Source organism: Curtobacterium sp. MCLR17_051, from assembly GCF_003234395.1.
Classification (GTDB): domain Bacteria; phylum Actinomycetota; class Actinomycetes; order Actinomycetales; family Microbacteriaceae; genus Curtobacterium; species Curtobacterium flaccumfaciens.
In genome coordinates, this window is sequence record NZ_QKTA01000009.1 from 110,267 (window position 1) to 129,097 (window position 18,831).

15 protein-coding genes are annotated in these 18,831 nt (G+C 71.5%); 3 read left to right on the forward strand and 12 right to left on the reverse strand.

Going from position 1 to position 18,831, the window contains the following annotated elements; genetic code table 11:
* Positions 1 to 82: 82 nt before the first annotated feature.
* The 3 genes from DEJ06_RS09835 to DEJ06_RS09845 form a co-directional block, all read right to left on the reverse strand.
* The gene (locus tag DEJ06_RS09835; RefSeq protein WP_111039173.1) at positions 83 to 1,468 is read right to left on the reverse strand and encodes a class II 3-deoxy-7-phosphoheptulonate synthase; all 1,386 of its coding nucleotides are present in this window, start codon (positions 1,466 to 1,468) and stop codon (positions 83 to 85) included.
* Positions 1,469 to 1,572: 104 nt separating this feature from the next.
* Positions 1,573 to 2,298, reverse strand: a complete 726-nt coding sequence (locus DEJ06_RS09840; RefSeq protein WP_071405408.1) for a 1-acyl-sn-glycerol-3-phosphate acyltransferase — start codon at positions 2,296 to 2,298, stop codon at positions 1,573 to 1,575.
* An 85-nt stretch (positions 2,299 to 2,383) separates the two neighbouring features.
* A complete protein-coding gene (locus tag DEJ06_RS09845) occupies positions 2,384 to 3,337 on the reverse strand; it encodes an ROK family glucokinase (protein WP_017886608.1) in 954 nt (317 codons plus the stop codon).
* Between the two features lie 121 nt (positions 3,338 to 3,458).
* On the opposite strand from DEJ06_RS09845, the gene DEJ06_RS09850 reads away from it, so the two are divergent.
* Positions 3,459 to 5,396, forward strand: coding sequence for a long-chain fatty acid--CoA ligase (locus DEJ06_RS09850; RefSeq protein ID WP_111039162.1), 1,938 nt, complete (start codon positions 3,459 to 3,461; stop codon positions 5,394 to 5,396).
* A gap of 630 nt (positions 5,397 to 6,026) precedes the next feature.
* Here the strand turns inward: DEJ06_RS09850 and DEJ06_RS18590 are convergent.
* From DEJ06_RS18590 to DEJ06_RS09860, 3 genes are all read right to left on the reverse strand, one after another.
* On the reverse strand, positions 6,027 to 6,158 hold the full coding sequence (locus DEJ06_RS18590; RefSeq protein WP_258366694.1) for a hypothetical protein: 132 nt from the start codon (positions 6,156 to 6,158) through the stop codon (positions 6,027 to 6,029).
* A 142-nt stretch (positions 6,159 to 6,300) separates the two neighbouring features.
* Positions 6,301 to 6,804: a peptide deformylase gene (locus DEJ06_RS09855; protein WP_071405406.1), complete on the reverse strand. Its 504-nt coding sequence runs from the start codon at positions 6,802 to 6,804 to the stop codon at positions 6,301 to 6,303.
* A 1-nt stretch (position 6,805) separates the two neighbouring features.
* Positions 6,806 to 10,216 (reverse strand): pyruvate carboxylase, encoded by a 3,411-nt coding sequence (locus DEJ06_RS09860; protein WP_111039163.1) that lies wholly within the window; start codon positions 10,214 to 10,216, stop codon positions 6,806 to 6,808.
* Between the two features lie 60 nt (positions 10,217 to 10,276).
* Between DEJ06_RS09860 and DEJ06_RS09865 the strand changes: the two genes are divergently transcribed.
* On the forward strand, positions 10,277 to 11,089 hold the full coding sequence (locus DEJ06_RS09865) for a ParA family protein (RefSeq protein WP_027465232.1): 813 nt from the start codon (positions 10,277 to 10,279) through the stop codon (positions 11,087 to 11,089).
* 707 nt (positions 11,090 to 11,796) lie between these two features.
* Here DEJ06_RS09865 and DEJ06_RS09870 read toward each other — a convergent pair.
* The 5 genes from DEJ06_RS09870 to DEJ06_RS09890 form a co-directional block, all read right to left on the reverse strand.
* Positions 11,797 to 12,357, reverse strand: coding sequence for a MerR family transcriptional regulator (locus tag DEJ06_RS09870; RefSeq protein WP_027465231.1), 561 nt, complete (start codon positions 12,355 to 12,357; stop codon positions 11,797 to 11,799).
* Positions 12,358 to 12,541: 184 nt separating this feature from the next.
* Positions 12,542 to 13,246, reverse strand: coding sequence for a MerR family transcriptional regulator (locus DEJ06_RS09875; protein WP_111039164.1), 705 nt, complete (start codon positions 13,244 to 13,246; stop codon positions 12,542 to 12,544).
* Complete coding sequence (locus DEJ06_RS09880; protein ID WP_051596676.1) at positions 13,246 to 13,725, reverse strand: FHA domain-containing protein; 480 nt, start codon at positions 13,723 to 13,725, stop codon at positions 13,246 to 13,248. The genes DEJ06_RS09875 and DEJ06_RS09880 overlap by 1 nt, the downstream gene beginning before the upstream one ends.
* A 158-nt stretch (positions 13,726 to 13,883) precedes the next feature.
* Positions 13,884 to 14,915, reverse strand: a complete 1,032-nt coding sequence (locus tag DEJ06_RS09885; protein WP_258372483.1) for an iron ABC transporter permease — start codon at positions 14,913 to 14,915, stop codon at positions 13,884 to 13,886.
* The gene (locus tag DEJ06_RS09890) at positions 14,912 to 15,946 is read right to left on the reverse strand and encodes an iron ABC transporter permease (protein ID WP_111039165.1); all 1,035 of its coding nucleotides are present in this window, start codon (positions 15,944 to 15,946) and stop codon (positions 14,912 to 14,914) included. Before DEJ06_RS09890 ends, DEJ06_RS09885 begins: the two co-directional genes overlap by 4 nt.
* 159 nt (positions 15,947 to 16,105) lie before the next feature.
* Here DEJ06_RS09890 and DEJ06_RS09895 point away from each other — a divergent pair, with 159 nt between their 5' ends.
* Complete coding sequence (locus tag DEJ06_RS09895; RefSeq protein WP_258372484.1) at positions 16,106 to 17,608, forward strand: S1C family serine protease; 1,503 nt, start codon at positions 16,106 to 16,108, stop codon at positions 17,606 to 17,608.
* A 19-nt stretch (positions 17,609 to 17,627) separates the two neighbouring features.
* Here the strand turns inward: DEJ06_RS09895 and DEJ06_RS09900 are convergent, their stop codons facing one another.
* Positions 17,628 to 18,785: a hypothetical protein gene (locus DEJ06_RS09900; protein ID WP_111039166.1), complete on the reverse strand. Its 1,158-nt coding sequence runs from the start codon at positions 18,783 to 18,785 to the stop codon at positions 17,628 to 17,630.
* Between the last annotated feature and the right edge of the window lie 46 nt (positions 18,786 to 18,831).

Below are 18,831 nucleotides of genomic sequence, written 5' to 3' on the forward strand. Positions count from 1 at the left end.
GCCTCCCGTCCGACACGCGAAAGCGACAGAACCCCGCGAACATGCCGCGGGGTTCTGTCGCTTCGGCGAAACGGTTCCTGCGTTACGAGCGGTCGGGCTGGTGCGCGCCGAGTTCCTCGGCCACCAGGAAGGCGAGCTCGAGGGACTGCATGTGGTTCAGGCGCGGGTCGCACAGCGACTCGTAGCGGGTGGCGAGGGTGGCCTCGTCGATGTGCTCCGAGCCGCCGAGGCACTCGGTGACGTCGTCACCGGTGAGCTCGACGTGCATGCCACCCGGGTACGTGCCGACCTGGCGGTGCGCCTCGAAGAAGCCGAGGACCTCGTCCACGACGTCGTCGAACCGGCGGGTCTTGTAGCCCGTCGGCGTGGTCAGGCCGTTGCCGTGCATCGGGTCGGTGACCCACAGCGGGTCGGCGTCCATGCCCTTGATCGCCTCGAGCAGCTTGGGCAGCTCGTCGCGGATCTTGCCGGCGCCCATCCGCGTGATGAAGGTCAGGCGACCCGGCTCACGGTTGGGGTCGAGCTTGTCGACGAGCGCCTTCATGTCGTCGACGCTCGTCGTCGGGCCGAGCTTCACGCCGATCGGGTTGCGCACCCGCGACAGGAAGTCCACGTGGGCGCCGTCGATGTCCCGCGTGCGCTCACCGATCCAGATGAAGTGCCCGGACGTGTCGTAGGCCAGCCCGGAGCGCGAGTCGATGCGGGTCATCGGGCGCTCGTAGTCCATCAGCAGCCCCTCGTGCGAGGCGTAGAACTCGACGTGCTTGAGCGCCTCGAAGTCGGCACCGCAGGCGTCCATGAAGCGGATCGCGCGGTCGATCTCCTTGGCGAGGTGCTCGTAGCGGGCGTTCGCGGGGTTCGAGGCGAAGCCCTTGTTCCACGAGTGCACCTGGCGCAGGTCGGCGAAGCCCCCCTGCGTGAAGGCACGGACGAGGTTCAGCGTCGAAGCGGCGGTGTGGTACCCCTGCACCAGGCGGCGCGGGTCGGCCGTCCGGCTCTCCGGCGTGAAGTCGTAGCCGTTCACGATGTCACCGCGGTATGCCGGCAGCGTGACGTCGCCACGGGTCTCGAAGTCGCTCGAGCGGGGCTTGGCGAACTGCCCGGCCATGCGCCCCATCTTGATGACGGGCATCGAGGCGCCGTAGGTCAGCACGACGGCCATCTGCAGGATCGTCTTGACCCGGTCGCGGATGGAGTCGGCGGTGGCACCGGCGAAGGTCTCGGCGCAGTCACCGCCCTGCAGCAGGAAGGCCTTGCCCTGGGCAGCGGCGGCGAGCCGCTCACGCAGCTTGTCGACCTCGCCCGCGAACACGAGCGGCGGGAGCGTGGCGATCTCGGCCGAGGCGGCCTCGGCCGCGGCTGCGTCCGGCCAGGTCGGCTGCTGCTTGATCGGGAGCGTCCGCCAATAGTCGAGCCCCTCGATGACGTCCGGATCCTGCAGGGCGACGAAGTCGGTCGACTCGGGCAAGGGCGTTACCTCGGTGTTCTGTGCGGGCGGCCCGACGACGCTGACCGGCACCGGGCCGCGCGTCGTCGATGGGCGTCCTGGCGGGGTGCCGGGACCATCAGAGCCTAACGTGCAGGCGTCGACTTCCGTTCCCGCATGACGGCCTCGCGCGCGGAGCTCGCCCGCTCCTTCACGCTGGTCGCGTAGACGTCCACGTACTCCTGACGGCTCAGGCCGGCGAGCTCGTGCATGACCTCGTCCGTGACGCTGCGGAGGATGAAGCGGTCGGTCTCGAACCCCTGGAACCGCGAGAAGTCGAGCGGCTTGCCGAACACGACCCCGACGCGCTTGATCTTCGGGAAGCGCTGCCCGATCTGCTGCACCTCGCGCGTGCCGACCATGGCCACGGGGACGACGAGCACGCGCCCCTCGAGGATCATCCGGGCGATGCCGGTGCGGCCGCGGTAGAGCTTGCCGTCGGGGCTGCGGGTGCCCTCGGGGTAGATGCCGAGCTGCTCACCGCGCGCCAGGACCTGCAGGCCGGTGCGCAGCGATGCCTCGGACGCCTTGCCGCCGGAGCGGTCGATCGGCAGCTGGCCGATGGCGTTGAAGAACGTCTTCGTCGCCCAGCCCTTCAGGCCACGGCCGGTGAAGTAGTCGCTCTTCGCCAGGAACGAGAGCCGACGGTCGAGCACCGCCGGCAGGATCACCGAGTCGATGAACGAGATGTGGTTCGACGCGAAGATGACCGGGCCCGAGGTCGGGACGTGCTCACGCCCGACGACCCACGGCCGGAACAGGGTGAGGATGAGCGGGCCGAGCACGAAGTTCTTCAGCAGCCAGTAGGTCATCGACGACTCCAGGTGGTGAGAAGGTCCGGGTGGTGCACGGCTCGGGGTGGGCGGTCGTTCGTGTGTGCGTGTGTGCGCGCCGACCCTACGCCGTGCGGGCGTGGATGCGGGCGAGGTCGGCGGCACCGACGACGCCGGCGTCGTTGACGAGTTCGGCGATCACGAAGTCCGGCTCGGGGTGGTACCCGCGGGCCGGCAGGTTGTTGAGGTACGCCTGCTTGATCGGGTCGAGCAGCCGGTCCCCCGCGCTGGCGACGCCGCCGCCGAACACGAAGAGCTGCGGGTCGAGCACCGCGGACAGCGACGCGCACGCCTCGCCGAGGTGCCGACCGAGCCGACGGAGGGCCGCGAGGGCACCCGGGTCGTCGGCCAGGATCAGGTCGCCGACGATCTTGCCGTCGAGCTGGCCGCCGTTGTCAGCGCGGGCGTCGGCCAGTGCCGAACCGATGCCACCGGCGTCGGCGACGTCGTTCGCCATGCGCTGCAGAGCCCGGCCGGAGCCGTACTGCTCGATGCAGCCGCGGGCACCGCAGCCGCAGGGCAGCCCGTTCGGGACGATGCGCAGGTGGCCGATCTCGCCGCCGGTGCCGAAGCCCCCGCGGAACAGGCGGTCCTCGGTCACGATGGCGCCGCCGACACCCGTGCCGATGGTGAGCATGGTCATGTCGGACACGAGTCGACCGGCGCCGAACCGGAACTCGGCCCAGCCGGCGGCGTTCGCGTCGTTGTCCACCGTGATGTGGAGGTCGCCGAGGCGCTGCTGCAGCTTCTGCCGGAGCGGTTCGTTCCGCCACCGGATGTTCGGCGTGTAGTAGACGATCGACTGCGAGGCGTCGATGAACCCGGGGGCAGCGACCCCCACGGCGCCGACCTGGTGGAGCGAGCTGAGTCGCTCGACCATCGAGACGACGTCGTCGAGCATGGCGTTCGGGTCCGCAGCGTTGGTGGCCACGCGGTCCTCGGCGACGATCTCGCCCAGTTCCGTCACGACCGCACCCGCGATCTTGGTGCCCCCGATGTCGATTCCGATGGCGTGCACGAGCAACGAGCCTACCGGTTCGCCGCGAAGTCACGGAACGCCCGGTGACGCGTCCTATGCTGGCGGTGTCGCCTCGGTGTTGAGGCGCACTCGAGTCGAACCGGCAGACAAGGGAGTCACCGTGAACGATCAGCGTCCTGCACGCAGCAGCGCCTCCACCGACACGTCCACCGCTGGCAGCGCCGCCACCGGGACCACGCCGTCGGCCGGGAGGCACGCCACACCGCCCAGCGCCGGTCCGGTCGCCCCGGACCACGGCTCGGCAGCGCGGCTCCTCGGCGACCGCGTCCGCCTGACGCCCGACCGTCCGATCCTCGCCCAGCGCCACGGCGACACCTGGACCACCTTCACCGCGGCGGAGACGCTCGCCCGGGTGCGCGGCATCGCGAAGGGCTTCGTCGCCGCCGGGCTCGAACCGGGCGCGCACGTCGCGATCCTGTCCCGCACCCGTCTGGAGTGGACCCTGGTCGACTTCGCCGTGTGGACAGCCGGCCTGGTGTCCGTGCCGGTGTACGAGACGAGCTCCCCCGACCAGGTGCGCTGGATCCTGTCCGACTCCGAGTCGGTCGCGATCATCGTGGAGCAAGAGGAACACGCGCGCCGCGTCGCCTCCATCGCACCCGACCTGCCGTCCCTGGGCCAGCACTGGACGATCGACGGCGGCGGCCTCGACGACCTGACCCGGCTCGGCGAGGACGTCACCGACGACGAACTCGACGCCCGGACCGCGAACGTGCACGGCCACGACGACGCCACGATCATCTACACCTCGGGCAGCACCGGTCGACCGAAGGGCTGCGTCCTGCGGCACGACAACTTCACCGCCACGGTGGAGGGCGCGAGCGAAGCGATGCCCGAGGTCGTCGCCGACGGCGCCTCGACCCTGCTGTTCATCCCGCTCGCCCACGTCTTCGCCCGGTTCATCGCCGCGATGTCGGTGTCCGCAGGCGTCCTCGTCGGCCACGAGCCGGACACCAAGGACCTGATGCGGGCGGTGTCGACCTTCAAGCCGATGTTCCTGCTCGCGGTCCCCCGGGTGTTCGAGAAGATCTACAACTCCGCCGAGCAGAAGGCCGACCTCGGTGGCAAGGGCAGGATCTTCCGCGCGGCGGCCGACACCGCGGTCGCCCACTCCGAGGCCCTCGCAGCCGGCAGGGTGCCGTTCCTGCTCGGGCTGAAGTTCAAGCTGTTCGACCGGCTCGTGTACGCCAAGCTCCGCGACGCCCTCGGTGGCCGGGTCGAGTACGCCGTCAGCGGTTCGGCGCCCCTCTCCCCGCGGCTCTCGCACTTCTTCCGGTCGATCGGGGTGCTCATCCTCGAGGGCTACGGCCTGACCGAGACCACCGCACCCGCCACCGTCAACCGTGCCCGGGAACTCCGCATCGGGACGGTCGGGCGCGCGCTGCCCGGCATCGAGGTCCGGATCGCCGACGACGGCGAGATCCTGATCCGCGGCGTCGACGTCTTCGACCGGTACTGGCGGAACGACGAGGCGACCGAGCACGCCTTCGCCGACGGCTGGTTCCGCACCGGCGACCTCGGCCGGATCGACGCCGACGGGGTCCTCACGGTCACCGGCCGCGCCAAGGAGCTCATCGTCACCGCGAGCGGGAAGAACGTCGCACCGGCACCGCTCGAGGACGGCATCCGCGAGCACCCGCTCATCGGCCAGGTCGTGGTCGTCGGCGAGGGCAAGCCGTTCGTCGCAGCACTCGTCACGCTCGACCGCGAGATGCTCCCCGGCTGGTGCGAGTCCCGCGGCATCACCCCGGCGCTGAGCGGGCACGAGGCCGCCTACGACGAGCGCGTGCTCTCCGCCGTCCAGGAGGCCATCGACGCCGCCAACGGCCGGGTCTCCCGCGCCGAGTCGGTCCGGTCGTTCACGATCCTCGACACGGACCTGACCGAGGCCTCCGGGCACCTCACGCCGAAGCTGACGATCAAGCGGTCGGTGATCCTCAAGGACTTCGCCGCCGACATCGACCACATCTACTCCGGGTCGAAGGTGCAGACGACGGCGACCCCGGTGATCGAGGGTCGGCGCCGCAACCGCGCGTAGCGCCGGCCGGGTCGTTCCGGGCGTACCGGGTCGGTTCTTTCGACCAGGTACGCCCGATTCCGGTAGGTGGGCGCCACCGCCAGGAGGCCCGGTGCCGGTCCGCCGGACTGGCACCGGGCCTCCAGGCGGTCGCCCCGCGTGCGGGCTGGCAGCTTTCGGGCGTACCAGGTCGTTCCGGGCGTACCGGGTCGATTCTTCCGACCAGGTACGCCCGATTCCGCCAGGTACCCGCGCGGCCGCCCCGCTGAGCGACCAGCCCCGTGCGTACCGGGTCGATTCGGGCACACCGGGTCGATCCGGGCGTACCGGGTCGTTCCGGGCGTACCGGGTCGATTCTTCCGACCAGGTACGCCCGATTCCGCCAGGTACGCGCGCGGCCGCCCCGCTGAGCGACCAGCTCCGGGCGTACCGGGTCGATTCGGGCACACCGGGTCGATCCGGGCGTACCGGGTCGATTCGGGCGTACCGGGTCGATTCGGGCGTACCTAGTCGGTTCTTCTCACCAGGTACACCCGATTCCGCCAGGTACGCGCGGGTGTGGACGCAACGGCCTGGAGGCCCGGATCGCGTCCGTGGGACGTGATCCGGGCCTCCAGGCCGTTCAGCGGGCGCCGGGGGCGCCTGCGGGGCTCAGGCCTCCTGCGACTGCTCCGTCGCGGGGGCGTCGAGGACGGCGGTCGAACCGGTCGTGACGGTGGTCTCGGCCGGTCGACGGTTGGTGCGGGTGCGGTGCGAGCTGAGCTCGTCGTTCTGACTGGTCATGCGGGAGTCCTGGGGGGATGGGATGGTCGTCGGTGGGAGGCCGACAGCAGCACGGTACCCCCTCGTCAGGACAAAGCGACAATCCCCCGTGGGGGTGTCACACCACAGTTCACAGCCGGCGAACGCGGGACTGTGCAAGCGCTCAGTGGAACCAGTCCTGCGCACGGATGTCGCGCAGTGCCTGACGGCGGACCTCGGGGTCGAGCGTCATCACGTAGACGGTGCCGTCGAGGTGGTCGCACTCGTGCTGGAGCGCCTCGGCCATCAAGCCCGTGCCCTCGAGGACGACCTCGTCGCCGTCGACGTCGACACCCCGCACCTTCGCGTACGGGGAGCGACGCGTCGGGTAGCCGAGCCCCGGGACGGAGAGGCAGCCTTCCTCCATGAGCTCGGGCTCCCCGGAGACCTCGACGATCTCGGGGTTGAGGACGTAGCCGACCTCACCGTCCACGTTGTACGAGAACGCACGGAGTCCGACGCCGATCTGGGGCGCGGCCACTCCGGCACGTCCGGGTTCCTTGACGGTGTCGATGAGGTCCTGCACGAGGTCACGGACCCCGGCGCTGCCGAGCAGTTCGGGGCGGATCGGGTCGGCCGGCGAGCGGAGGACGGGGTCGCCGAACAGGCGGATGGGACGAACGGTCAATTTACTGCAGCACCACCAGGAGGTCGCCGGCGTCCACCTGCTGGGTCACCGGGATCGCGAGTCGGCCGACGGTGCCCGACACGGGCGCCGTGATGGCCGCTTCCATCTTCATCGCCTCGATGCTCGCCACCGGCGTACCGGCCTCGACGACGTCACCGACGGCGACCTTGAGCGTCACCACGCCGGAGAACGGCGCGGCCACGTGCTTGGGGTCGGACGCGTCGGCCTTCTCGGCCGCCTTCGTCTCGACCTCCACCGAACGGTCGCGGACGGCGACCGGGCGGAGCTGCCCGTTCATCGTCGCCATGACCGTGCGGATGCCCTTGGCGTCCACCTCGCCGATCGCCTCGAGCCCGACGAACAGGTCGACGCCCTTGCCGAGCGGGACGCTGTGCTCCTGCCCGGGACGCAGCCCGTACAGGTAGTCGACGGTCGGGACGACGGACAGGTCGCCGTACTGCTCCCGCACGCGTTGGAACTGCTGCGTCGGCTGCGGGAAGAGCAAGCGGTTGAGGGCCTGCTGGCGCTCCGGCCCGGGGATCTCGAGGTGCGCGCGCTCGTCTGCGGGCACCGGGGTGATCTCGAGACGGACGTCGCGCCCGGCCAGGACCTTCGAGCGGAACGGCTCGGGCCAGCCGCCGGGCAGGTCGCCCAGTTCGCCGGCCATGAACCCGACCACGGAGTCCGGGATGTCGTACTTGTCGGGGTTCTGCTCGAAGTCGACCGGGTCGGCACCGACCGCTGCGAGCTGCAGCGCGAGGTCACCGACGACCTTCGACGACGGCGTGACCTTTGTGGGGCGTCCGAGGATCCGGTTCGCCTCGGCGTACCAGTCCTCGACCTGCTCGAACCGGTCACCGAGGCCGAGGGCGATCGCCTGCTGCCGGAGGTTCGACAGCTGGCCGCCGGGGATCTCGTGCTTGTAGACACGCCCGGTCGGACCGGCGAGCCCGGACTCGAACGGTGCGTACACGCGACGGACCGATTCCCAGTACGGCTCGAGGTCACCGACGGCGTCGAGGGACAGACCGGTGTCGCGCTCGGTGTGGGCCAGCGCGGCGACCAGGGCGGACATGCTCGGCTGACTGGTCGTGCCCGCCATGGGTGCTGCGGCCACGTCGACGGCGTCGGCCCCGGCGCGCGAGGCGGCGAGCAGGGTCGCGAGCTGGCCGCCGGCGGTGTCGTGGGTGTGCACGTGCACGGGCTGGTCGAAGCGCTCGCGCAGCGCGGTGACGAGCTTCTCGGCCGCACCGGCACGGAGGAGCCCGGCCATGTCCTTGATGCCGATGACGTGCGCGCCGGCGTCGACCATCTGCTCCGCCAGGCGGAGGTAGTAGTCGAGCGTGTAGAGGTCCTCGGCGGGGTCGAGGAGGTCGGCGGTGTAGCAGAGCGCCGCCTCGGCGACCGCCGTGCCGGTCGCGAGCACGGCCTCCAGGGCTGGACGCAACTGGCTGACGTCGTTCAGCGCGTCGAACACGCGGAAGACGTCGACGCCGGACCGGGCCGCCTCGTCGACGAAGGCGTCGGTGACCTCGGTCGGGTACGGCGTGTACCCGACCGTGTTGCGGCCGCGCAGCAGCATCTGGATCGGGATGTTCGGCATCGCTTCGCGCAGCGAGGACAGGCGCTCCCAGGGGTCCTCACCGAGGAACCGGAGTGCCACGTCGTACGTGGCACCTCCCCAGGCCTCGACGCTGAGCAGCTGCGGGGTGAGCCGCGCGACGTGCGGCGCGACGGCGACGAGGTCCTTCGTGCGGACCCGGGTGGCGAGGAGCGACTGGTGGGCGTCGCGCATCGTCGTCTCGGTCACCGCGAGGGCCGTCTGGGCGCGCAGGGCCTTCGACCACTCGGCCGGCCCCATGGCCAGCAGGCGGTCGCGCTGCCCCTCGGGCACCGGCGCCGTCAGGTCGGTGGCCGGGAGCTTGTCGGCCGGGTCGGTGACGAGCGGCGACCGCTCCCCGTTCGGCTTGTTCACCGTGACGTCGGCGAGCCAGGTGAGCACCTTCGTGCCGCGGTCCTTCGAGACGTGGCCGCCGAAGAGCTGCGGACGTTCCTCGATGAACTTCGTCGAGACGTCGCCGCGGGCGAAGTCCGGGTCCTCGAGCACGGCCTGCAGGAACGGGATGTTCGTGCTGACGCCGCGGATGCGGAACTCGGCGAGGGCGCGCTTGGCCCGGGACACCGCCGCCGGGAAGTCCCGGCCGCGGCACGTCATCTTCGCGAGCATCGAGTCGAAGTGCGGGCTGATCTGCGCGCCGGTGGCGACCGTGCCGCCGTCGAGCCGGACGCCCGCGCCGCCGGGGCTGCGGTAGGTGCTGATCCGGCCGGTGTCCGGACGGAAGCCCTGCGTCGGGTCCTCGGTCGTGATGCGGGTCTGCAGCGCGGCGCCGTGCACGGCGACGGTGTCCTGCGACAGGCCGAGGTCGGCGAGGGTCTCCCCCGCCGCGATGCGCATCTGCGACTGCACCAGGTCGACGTCGGTGACCTCTTCGGTGACCGTGTGCTCGACCTGGATGCGCGGGTTCATCTCGATGAAGACGTGCTGCCCCTCGCGCTCGCCCTCGGTGTCGAGCAGGAACTCCACGGTGCCGGCGTTCACGTACCCGATCGACCGGGCGAAGGCCACGGCATCACGGTGCAGTGCCTGTGCGATCGCGGGGTCGAGGTTGGGCGCCGGCGCGATCTCGACGACCTTCTGGTTGCGCCGCTGCACCGAGCAGTCCCGCTCGAACAGGTGGATCGTGCCGGCGTCGGTGCCGGTCGCGTCGGCGAGGACCTGCACCTCGATGTGGCGTGGACGGATGACGGCCTGCTCGAGGAACATCGTCGGGTCGCCGAACGCACTGTCGGCCTCGCGCATGGCTGCTTCGAGGGCGTCACGCAGCTCGGGCTTCGTCTCCACCCGGCGCATGCCTCGGCCACCACCACCGGCGACGGCCTTGGCGAAGACCGGGAACCCGATCGCGTCGGCGCCGGCGATCAGTTCGTCGATGTCGCGGCTCGCCGGGGTGCTCGCCAGGACCGGGACGCCGGCCGCGATCGCGTGCTCCTTCGCGGTGACCTTGTTGCCGGCCATCTCGAGCACGTGCTCGCCCGGACCGATGAAGGTGATGCCGTTCGCGGCTGCTGCCGCGGCGAGCTCGGGGTTCTCGGACAGGAACCCGTACCCCGGGTAGATCGCGTCGGCCCCCGACTCGCGGGCGACGCGGATGATCTCGGAGACGTCCAGGTACGCCCGGACCGGGTGGCCCCGCTCCCCGATCAGGTAGGCCTCGTCGGCCTTGAGACGGTGCAGGGAGTTCCGGTCTTCGTACGGGTAGACGGCCACCGTACGGGCCCCCAACTCGTAGGCGGCACGGAACGCGCGGATGGCGATCTCGCCACGGTTCGCAACGAGGATCTTCGTGAACACGACGTCCCTTTCAGCCCGGGTTGAGGTGAGACAACCCTAGTGGCGGTAACGTTGCTCAACGTGCATGTACTCAGCGTGAGCTCCCTCAAGGGTGGTGTCGGCAAGACGACGGTGACGCTCGGCCTGACCTCGGCCGCGTTCGCCAAGGGACTGCGCACGCTGGTGGTGGATCTGGACCCGCAGTCCGACGTCTCGACGGGCCTCGACATCAACCTCGCCGGCCACCTCAACGTCGCCGACGTCCTCGAGAACCCGAAGGAGAAGATCGTCCGTCAGGCGATCGCCCCCTCGGGCTGGACGAAGGGGTCGCAGGGCAAGATCGACGTCATGGTCGGGTCGCCCTCCGCCATCAACTTCGACGGGCCGCACCCGTCGATCCGCGACATCTGGAAGCTCGAAGAGGCCCTGGCCAACGTCGAGCAGGACTACGAGCTCGTCCTCATCGACTGTGCGCCGTCGCTGAACGCCCTGACCCGCACCGCGTGGGCCGCGTCCGACCGCGTCACCGTCGTCACCGAGCCCGGCCTGTTCTCCGTGGCCGCCGCCGACCGAGCGCTGCGCGCCATCGAGGAGATCCGCCGCGGACTCTCCCCGCGCCTGCAGCCCCTCGGCATCATCGTGAACCGTGCCCGGGTGCAATCGCTCGAGCACCAGTTCCGCATCAAGGAACTCCGCGACATGTTCGGCCCGCTCGTGCTCTCGCCGCAGCTGCCGGAGCGCACGTCGCTGCAGCAGGCGCAGGGTGCCGCGAAGCCGCTGCACGTCTGGCCCGGCGAGTCCGCGCAGGAGATGGCGAAGAACTTCGACCAGCTGCTCGAGCGCATCATGCGCACCGGCAAAATCGGTCCGTACGCCGAGGGTGGCGCCGCGTAGGTCGCTGCTCACGCGGTCGCGGCGCGGTCGTGATCGCGGTCGCGGTCGCGGTCGCGTGACATGCCGCTCGCGTCCGCCGAGCGGTCACCAACTGTCGGCAGGCAGCGTCGCAGCCGACGGTTCGTGACACCTCGGCGACGCGCACACGGCTGTTCGTGACCACGCGCCGACTGCCGGGAGGCCTGCCCCGGCCCCGACAGACACGCCCGATCCCGGCTCGGCCAGCGGTCACGACGTGCCGCACACGTCCGGCGAGGGGTCACCAACTGTCGGTCGGCAGCGTCGCAGCCGACAGTTCGTGACCACTCGGCGACGCGCACACTACGGTTCGTGACCGCGCGCCGACTGCCGGGAGGCCCGCCCCGGCCCCGGCAGACACGCCCGACCCCGGCTCGGCCAGCGGTCACAACACACCGCTCACGTCCGGCGAGCGGTCACCAACTGTCGGCTAGCAGCCCCGCAGGCGACAGTCCGTGACACCTCGGCGACGCGCACACGACGGTTCGTGACACCTCGGCGACTGCCGGGAGGCCCGCCCCGGCCCCGGCAGACACGCCCGACCCCGGCTCGCCCAGCGGCCACGACACACCGCTCACGTCCGACGAAAGGTCACCAACTGTCGGCAGACGGCGTCGCAGGCGACGGTTCGTGACACCTCGGCAACGCGCACACGGCGGTTCGCGACCGTTGGGCCCGGACCCGAACGGTCAGGAAGCGCGGGAAGCGCGACGAGCGGCGAGCTCGTCGGAGGGGTCGGCCGCAGCGGTGGCGTCGAGCTCGACCAGGGAGCTCTCGACCTCGCGCAGGACCTTGCCGACCGCGATGCCGAAGACACCCTGGCCGCGGGACACGAGGTCGATGACCTCGTCGTCGGAGGTGCACAGGTACACCGAGGCACCGTCGGACATCAGCGTGGTCTGCGCCAGGTCGGAGACGCCGGACTCCCGGAGCTGGTTGACCGCGGTGCGGATCTGCTGCAGCGAGATGCCGGTGTCGAGCAGGCGCTTCACGAGCTTGAGCACGAGGATGTCGCGGAACCCGTACAGGCGCTGCGACCCGGAGCCGGCGGCCCCGCGGATCGTCGGCTGCACGAGCTCGGTGCGGGCCCAGTAGTCGAGCTGGCGGTACGAGATGCCGGCTGCCCGTGCGGCGACGGTGCCGCGGTAGCCGTTCTGCTCGTCGTGCTCGGGCAGACCATCGGTGAAGAGCAGCCCGAGGTCGTACCGGGTCACGTCAGACTCGGTGCCAGGGGTGTCGTTCCCACTCATGAGCTTGCCTTCCACGACGATCGAGCTCCCACCCGAAGCTTCAACGACGGGTTGAGAGTTGTTCCGAGGTCCACGGTAGCGACTCCGACCGCTCCCGCGCGGGACATCCGACCCGGCGCGTCCGGCGTGTCGAGGATACGCCTCGGCCACTGACACACAAGCCCTGTCGGAGCACCGGACGGCGTCATGCGTCGAGACGACCGAGGGCCTGGCGGATGAGGTTCGACCGGATGATCTCGAGGTGCCCGGCGATCTCACGCGCGAGCTCCGTGGCCTTGGCCCGCGAGGTAGCGTCGCCCCGGCGGGAGACCGGCATGAGGGCGGACTCGATGAGACCGACCTCGCGCTCGGCGGTGCTGCGCAGCGTGCGGAGGTGTCGCGGCTCGATACCCGTTCGCTGCAGTTCGACCAGGGCCTTCAGCACGGAGACGCCGTCGTCGCCGTAGGTGTCGGTGGCCGGCAGCAGCGAAGCCGAGACCGCGTCGGCGAGGAGCATCGGGGAGGCTCCGGCTGCCCGGACCGTCTCGTCGCGGGTGTACCGGCGCTCACGGCCGAGGATCGACGGCTTCGGCGCGTCGCCTCCGCCGGGCAGGACGGCTTCGCGTCCGGCATCGAGGTCGGCGAGGTACTCCTTGATGACCTTGAGCGGCAGGTAGTGGTCACGCTGCAGTCCGAGGATCACCCGGAGCCGCTCGAGGTCGGCAGCGGAGAACTTGCGGTACCCACTGGCCGTGCGGATCGGGGTGACGAGCTCGCGCTCTTCGAGGAACCGCAGCTTGGAGCTCGACAGGTCCGGGAACTCGGGCTTGAGGCGAGCGAGGACCTGCCCGATGGTGAGCAGGTCCGGTGCCGCGGACCCCGCCCGGGCCGCAGCGGACCGTGCGGCCACTACGCGTTCGCCAGGCGCGCCAGGTCGACCCGAGATGCGTAGAACGTCAGGCGGAACTTGCCGACCTGGACCTCGGCCCCGTCGGTGAGCAGCGCTTCGTCGATGCGGACACCGTCGAAGTACGTGCCGTTCAGGGAGCCGTTGTCCTTGACGCTGAAGCTCGTGCCGTGGCGCAGGAACTGCGCGTGCTTGCGCGACACGGTGACGTCGTCGAGGAAGATGTCGGCGTCGGGGTGTCGACCGGCCGTCGTGACGTCGGAGTCGAGGAGGAACCGCGCACCCACGTTGGGGCCGCGACGGACCACGAGCAACGCCGACCCCGAGGGCAGTGCGTTGACGGCTTCACGTTCTTCGGTCGAGACACCGGACTCGGCGGTGAGCGCCGCGCCCATGTCCATGCTGAAGGTCAGCGTGGTGTCGACCAGCCGCTGCTCCGGGGTCTTCTGACCGCCCGGCTGCGGGACCACTGGATCTGGCATCGGTGGACCTCCTCCTCTTGGCCCACCAGCGTATCGGAAACGAAGCCCCGAGCGGCAGCCCCGATCTGGGACCGTGGAGGGACTTCCGCGATCCGCGAACGCACGAGCCGCGTCAGCGACCCGTGGGACCCGACGTCAGCGACCCGTGGGACCCGGCGTCACCGTCCCCGCGCGAGCAACCAGAGCAGGTACGGCGCTCCCACGACGCCTGTCACGACGCCCACCGGCAGCGCGGTGCCGGGGAAGGCGAACTGTGCCAGCAGGTCGCTGCCGAGCGTGATCGCGGCTCCGACGGCAGCGGCCGGCGCGAGTGCCACCCGTCCACCGCCGACGAGGCGTCGGGCGATCGGCGCAGACATCAGCGCCACGAACGAGACGGGCCCCGCGGTGGCGACGGCTGCGGCGGTCAGGCACACGGCGGTGAGGAGCAGGAGCACCTTTGCCCGGTCCGGCCGGAGTCCGAGTGCGGCGGCGACCTCGTCCCCGAGGCTCAGGACCTGCAGACGGGCGGACTGCAGCAGCGCGAGCACGCCGAGCACGACGAACGCGACGCCGAGCGCCCCGACCAGGTCGCGGTCGACGGCGTTCAGGCTGCCGGAGAGCCAGAGCAGCGCGGTGCCGGCCTGGGTGACGGTGCCGCTCGTGAGCATCCAGCCGGTGATGCTCAGGCAGATGGCCGCGACGCCGATCCCGACGAGGATCACCCGGTTGCCGGTGATCCCTCGTCGCCAGGCGAGCCCGGCGATGACGATCGAGACCACCACGGCGCCGACCAGCACGACCGAGAAGAGCGTGCCACCGCTGGCACCGAACAGCACGATCGCGGTGAGTCCGGCGGCACTGGCCCCCGAGGTGATCCCGATGACGTCGGGGCTCGCGATCGGGTTCCGCACGACGCTCTGCACGATCGCGCCAGCGACGCCGAGACTGGCCCCGACGAGGACGGCACCGAGCACCCGCGGCCCGCGGAGCTGCCCGATCACGAAGTCCGAGATCCGGTCCCCCTGGCCGAACAGGGAGGCGAGCACCTGGCCCGGGGTGAGCGGGATCGAACCGGCGCCGAGCCCGACCAGGACGAGCACCACGACGACCGCCACCACGCCTACGAGCACCGAGACCTCACGACGCAGGCCGGCCGAGCGGCGCAGACCGCCGGACCGCGGGCGGCCGGAGCCGAACAACTGCCTCACAGTCCCCGCACCGCCCTCGACCGCACGAGCGCGATGAACACCGGCGCCCCGATCAACGCCGTGACGATGCCGACCTGCAGCTCCCCCGGGTACGCCACGACTCGGCCGATGACGTCGGCGACGAGCAGCAGTGCGGGGGCGACGATCGCCGACAGCAGGATGGTCCAGCGGTGGTCGGGGCCGCTCAGCCGACGGACGGCGTGCGGCACGGCGAGCCCGACGAAGGCGATCGGCCCGGCGGCGGCCACCGCGGACCCGGCCAGCAGCACCGCGACCAGACCGCCGACGGCGCGGACGAGCACGACCCGCTGCCCGAGCGACGCCGCGAGTTCGTCCCCGAGCGCGAGGGTGTTCAGCGACCGACCGAGGCCGAACGCGATCGCCAGCCCGACGAGCACCGGCGCCGTGATGATCCCCGCCGTGCCGAGGTCCTTGCCGGCGAGGGCCCCGACCTGCCAGAAGCGCAGTTGGTCGAGCAGGCTCTGGTCGGTCACGAGCACCGCGGTGGTGACCGACGACAGCGCCGCGGCGACCACGGCTCCGGCGAGGGCGAGCCCGACAGGAGAGAGGCCGCGTCGGGCGACGGTCGCGATCCCGTACACGAGCACGGCGGCGAGGGCGGCCCCGACGAACGCGAACGGCAGGTAGGCAGCAGTGCCGCTCACGCCGAAGACCGCGATCCCGGCCACCACGGCCAGCGTCGCTCCGGAGTTGATGCCGAGGACGCTCGGGTCGGCGAGCGGGTTCCGCGTCACGCCCTGCATCACGGCTCCGGCCACCCCGAGCGCGGTTCCGGCGAGCAGTCCGACGACGGTGCGGGGCACGCGGTTGCCGAGCACGATGAGCCCGACCTCGTCGCTCCGCCCGGGGTGCATCACCGTGTCGAGGACGGTGCCGAGCGGGATCGGCCGCGAGCCGTAGGCGATCGACAGCGCACACGCCACGGCGAGGACGACGACCGCCAGCACGGTCGCACCGACGAGTCGGGGGACGGAGCTGGGAGCCGGGGGCGTGGACGTCGACGGAGGCATGGAAGTAAGGCCACCCTAACGCCGGAGCCCCACTCGGCGTCCCCCGAGCAACCCCGGAGCGTGCGCAGGGTTCGTTCATAGGCTCGTCATGGGGAAGCGCCCTGTACTGGTCTCCATCGACGCCCGACCGGGCCGTCGAGGGACGACCGGAGAGCACCGATGAACGAGACCCCGAACCCCGCAGCCGCCGACCACGACGAGGACGGCACCCCCGCCGCGCAGCAGCAGGCTCCCGGGATGCACTGGGAGGCGCCGCACGCCGACCCGGCCTCCCTGCGCCCGGCGTACGCGTTCGACGGCTCCGGTCCCTACCTCTACGGTCCGGACGGCTCCGGCCCCTACGCCTACACGCCGGACGGCCGCGGCCCGTACCTGATCGGCAGCCCCGCCCTCGCCGGCGCGAACCACGCCTGGGCGTACTCGGCGGCGACCGCGAACCACCCCGGTGGGACGAAGCGCCCGCGTCGCCTGGGACTGATGATCGGCTCCGGCATCGCCGCGCTCGCCATCGTCGGTGCGGCCGGTGGCACCGCCCTCGGCCTGTCCTCGCAGGGGACGACCACGACGTCGAGCCAGTCGCAGGGCACCACCACGCTCCCCGGCACCGGATCCGGCACCGACGGGACCGGCGGCACCGGCAGCAGCGACGGCACGAACGGCTTCACGGTGCCCGGCGACGGCCGCGGCAGCGGCACCAGCGGCGACGGCAGCACCGGCAGCGGCACCGGCACGACCCAGTCCCCCGCCACCGCAGCGACGGCCGCCGACAAGAAGGGCGTCGTGACCATCAACACCGTCCTGAACTACGACGAGTCGTCACAGGCAGCAGGCACGGGCATGGTCCTGACCTCCGACGGCACGGTCCTGACGAACAACCACGTGATCCAGGGTGCGACGAGCATCACCGTCACCGACGAGACCACCGGCAAGGAGTACAAGGCCGACGTGGTCGGGGCCGACGCCACGAACGACGTCGCCGTGCTGAAGCTCGAGAACGCCTCTGGGCTGTCCACGGTCACGCTCGACGACGACGGCGAGCCGAGCACCGGTGACACCGTCAAGGACGTCGGCAACGCCGAGGGCACCGGCAACCTCGTCGCCGCCGAGGGCACCGTCACCGCGACCGACCAGGACATCCAGGTACAGAGCGAGTCCGGCACCGGCACCGAGTCCCTGACCGGCCTGATCGAGATCTCGGCGGACATCGTCTCCGGCGACTCCGGCGGACCGGTGCTCGACAGCGAGGGCGAGGTCGTCGGCATGGCCACGGCAGCGTCCTCCGGCACCGCCGACGTCACCGGCTACGCCATCCCGATCACCACCGCGAAGACGATCGCCGAGAAGATCCTCGCCGGGGAGTCCTCGAGCACGATCACCATCGGGCTGCCCGCGTTCCTCGGGGTCGAGGTCAGCAACACCTCCGGCACCACGGGCGGCGTCGCCGTCGCCGGCACGGTCGAGGGCTCCGGCGCCGCGAGCGCCGGCCTGACCGCAGGGGACACGATCACGAGCATCGACGGCACCGCGGTCACGAGTTCGGATCAGCTCACCAAGGCCGTCCAGTCGCACTCGGTCGGCGACAAGGTGAGCGTCCGGTACACCGACAGCACCGGCGCCGCGAAGACGGTCACGATCACCCTGACCGCCGGCCCCGCCGCGTAGCGGGAGAACACGGGCGCGCTCAGCCCAGCAGCGCCCGCACCACCGACCGGTAGACGTTGGCCGGGGAGTCCGTCCGGAAGGCGGTCTCCCCGGCCTTCGTCGCGCCCACGCGCGCGAACCCGTGTCCCTCGGCCCGCACGATCGTGATCGGCTTCGGCTTGCCGGGTCGACGCAGGTACGAGACGGTCCACGGCGCGGCCCAGAACCGCGCGAGGCGCGGGTCCGCCTCGGCGAGGGCCTCCGGCAGGTCCGGTGCGTCCGGACCGCCGGCCAGCCTGCGGCCGAGCAGGTGCCCTGGGAGCGACCCCGTGCGGAACGGGAAGGTCCACGTCGGACCGATGCCGAGCCTCCCGGCCAGCAGCGCGACGGCCCGGTCGGGCGTGACGGACGCGACCACGGCGCCCGCCGCGTCGGTCCCGTCGACGACGGTCTGCGACCAGGCCTGGAGGCGCGACTCGCCCCCGTCGGGCAGGTGCTGTTCCAGCGTGACCGGCTGGGCATCGCCCTGCCAGGGTTCGAGGAGGGTCTGGGTCGACTCCGGCAGGGTGCCGAGCCGGCCGACGAGGCCCGCCTCGATGAGTTCGCGGCCCGCCGCGGTGCGGAGGAGCGTGGGGTTCCACCGGCGTCCGGCGAGGCTCTGCAGGGTGCCGATCGCGTCCGTGCTGAGGCGGGGGCCGTCGAGCGACGGTGCCGGGGCGGGGGCCGGCAGGGGTTCGAGGTCACGCTCGGGGCGGACCGGGACCGTCTCGGTGGCGCGGACGCTCTCGAGGACGGCGAGCACGAGGTCGTCGGTCTCGAGCAGCCGGGCGAGCGGGCGTTCGATCGTCAGGTCGACGCGGTGCCGACCGGTGACGAAGAGCAGGTGGGTGCCGGCGACGTCGCCGTGCTCGTCGGGCCGGACGTACTCGACCAGCCGGGCCGGGGCGCCGGCGGTGGTCCACGGGTCGCAGCCGACGAGCAGCAGGCCCTCGACGGAGCCGGGCAGCCGTTCGAGCAGGCCGGTGTTCTCGTCGCCGATCGCGCGGTCGCTGGGGCGGGATCGGACGGTGAGGACGACGTCGTCGCCGGTGACGCGCAGGTCCGCCTGGGCTGAGTCCTCGCGGCGCCAGGAGTCCGGGCGGCGGAGGGTGAGGCGGGCGGTGCGGTCCTCGGTGCCGAGTGGGACGGGGACTGCCATGGGATGAGCGTATGTCGGGAGCGGGGCGCGGGGGCCTGCGGCTCGC

Bases quoted from the DNA above. Each gene is read 5' to 3' on its own strand.
- DEJ06_RS09840 (WP_071405408.1), bottom strand. From the start codon at position 2,298: ATGACCTACTGGCTGCTGAAGAACTTCGTGCTCGGCCCGCTCATCCTC.
- DEJ06_RS18590 (WP_258366694.1), bottom strand. From the start codon at position 6,158: ATGACCAGTCAGAACGACGAGCTCAGCTCGCACCGCACCCGCACCAAC.
- DEJ06_RS09870 (WP_027465231.1), bottom strand. From the start codon at position 12,357: ATGAGTGGGAACGACACCCCTGGCACCGAGTCTGACGTGACCCGGTAC.
- DEJ06_RS09880 (WP_051596676.1), bottom strand. From the start codon at position 13,725: ATGCCAGATCCAGTGGTCCCGCAGCCGGGCGGTCAGAAGACCCCGGAG.
- DEJ06_RS09890 (WP_111039165.1), bottom strand. From the start codon at position 15,946: ATGCCTCCGTCGACGTCCACGCCCCCGGCTCCCAGCTCCGTCCCCCGA.
- DEJ06_RS09895 (WP_258372484.1), top strand. From the start codon at position 16,106: ATGAACGAGACCCCGAACCCCGCAGCCGCCGACCACGACGAGGACGGC.
- DEJ06_RS09900 (WP_111039166.1), bottom strand. From the start codon at position 18,785: ATGGCAGTCCCCGTCCCACTCGGCACCGAGGACCGCACCGCCCGCCTC.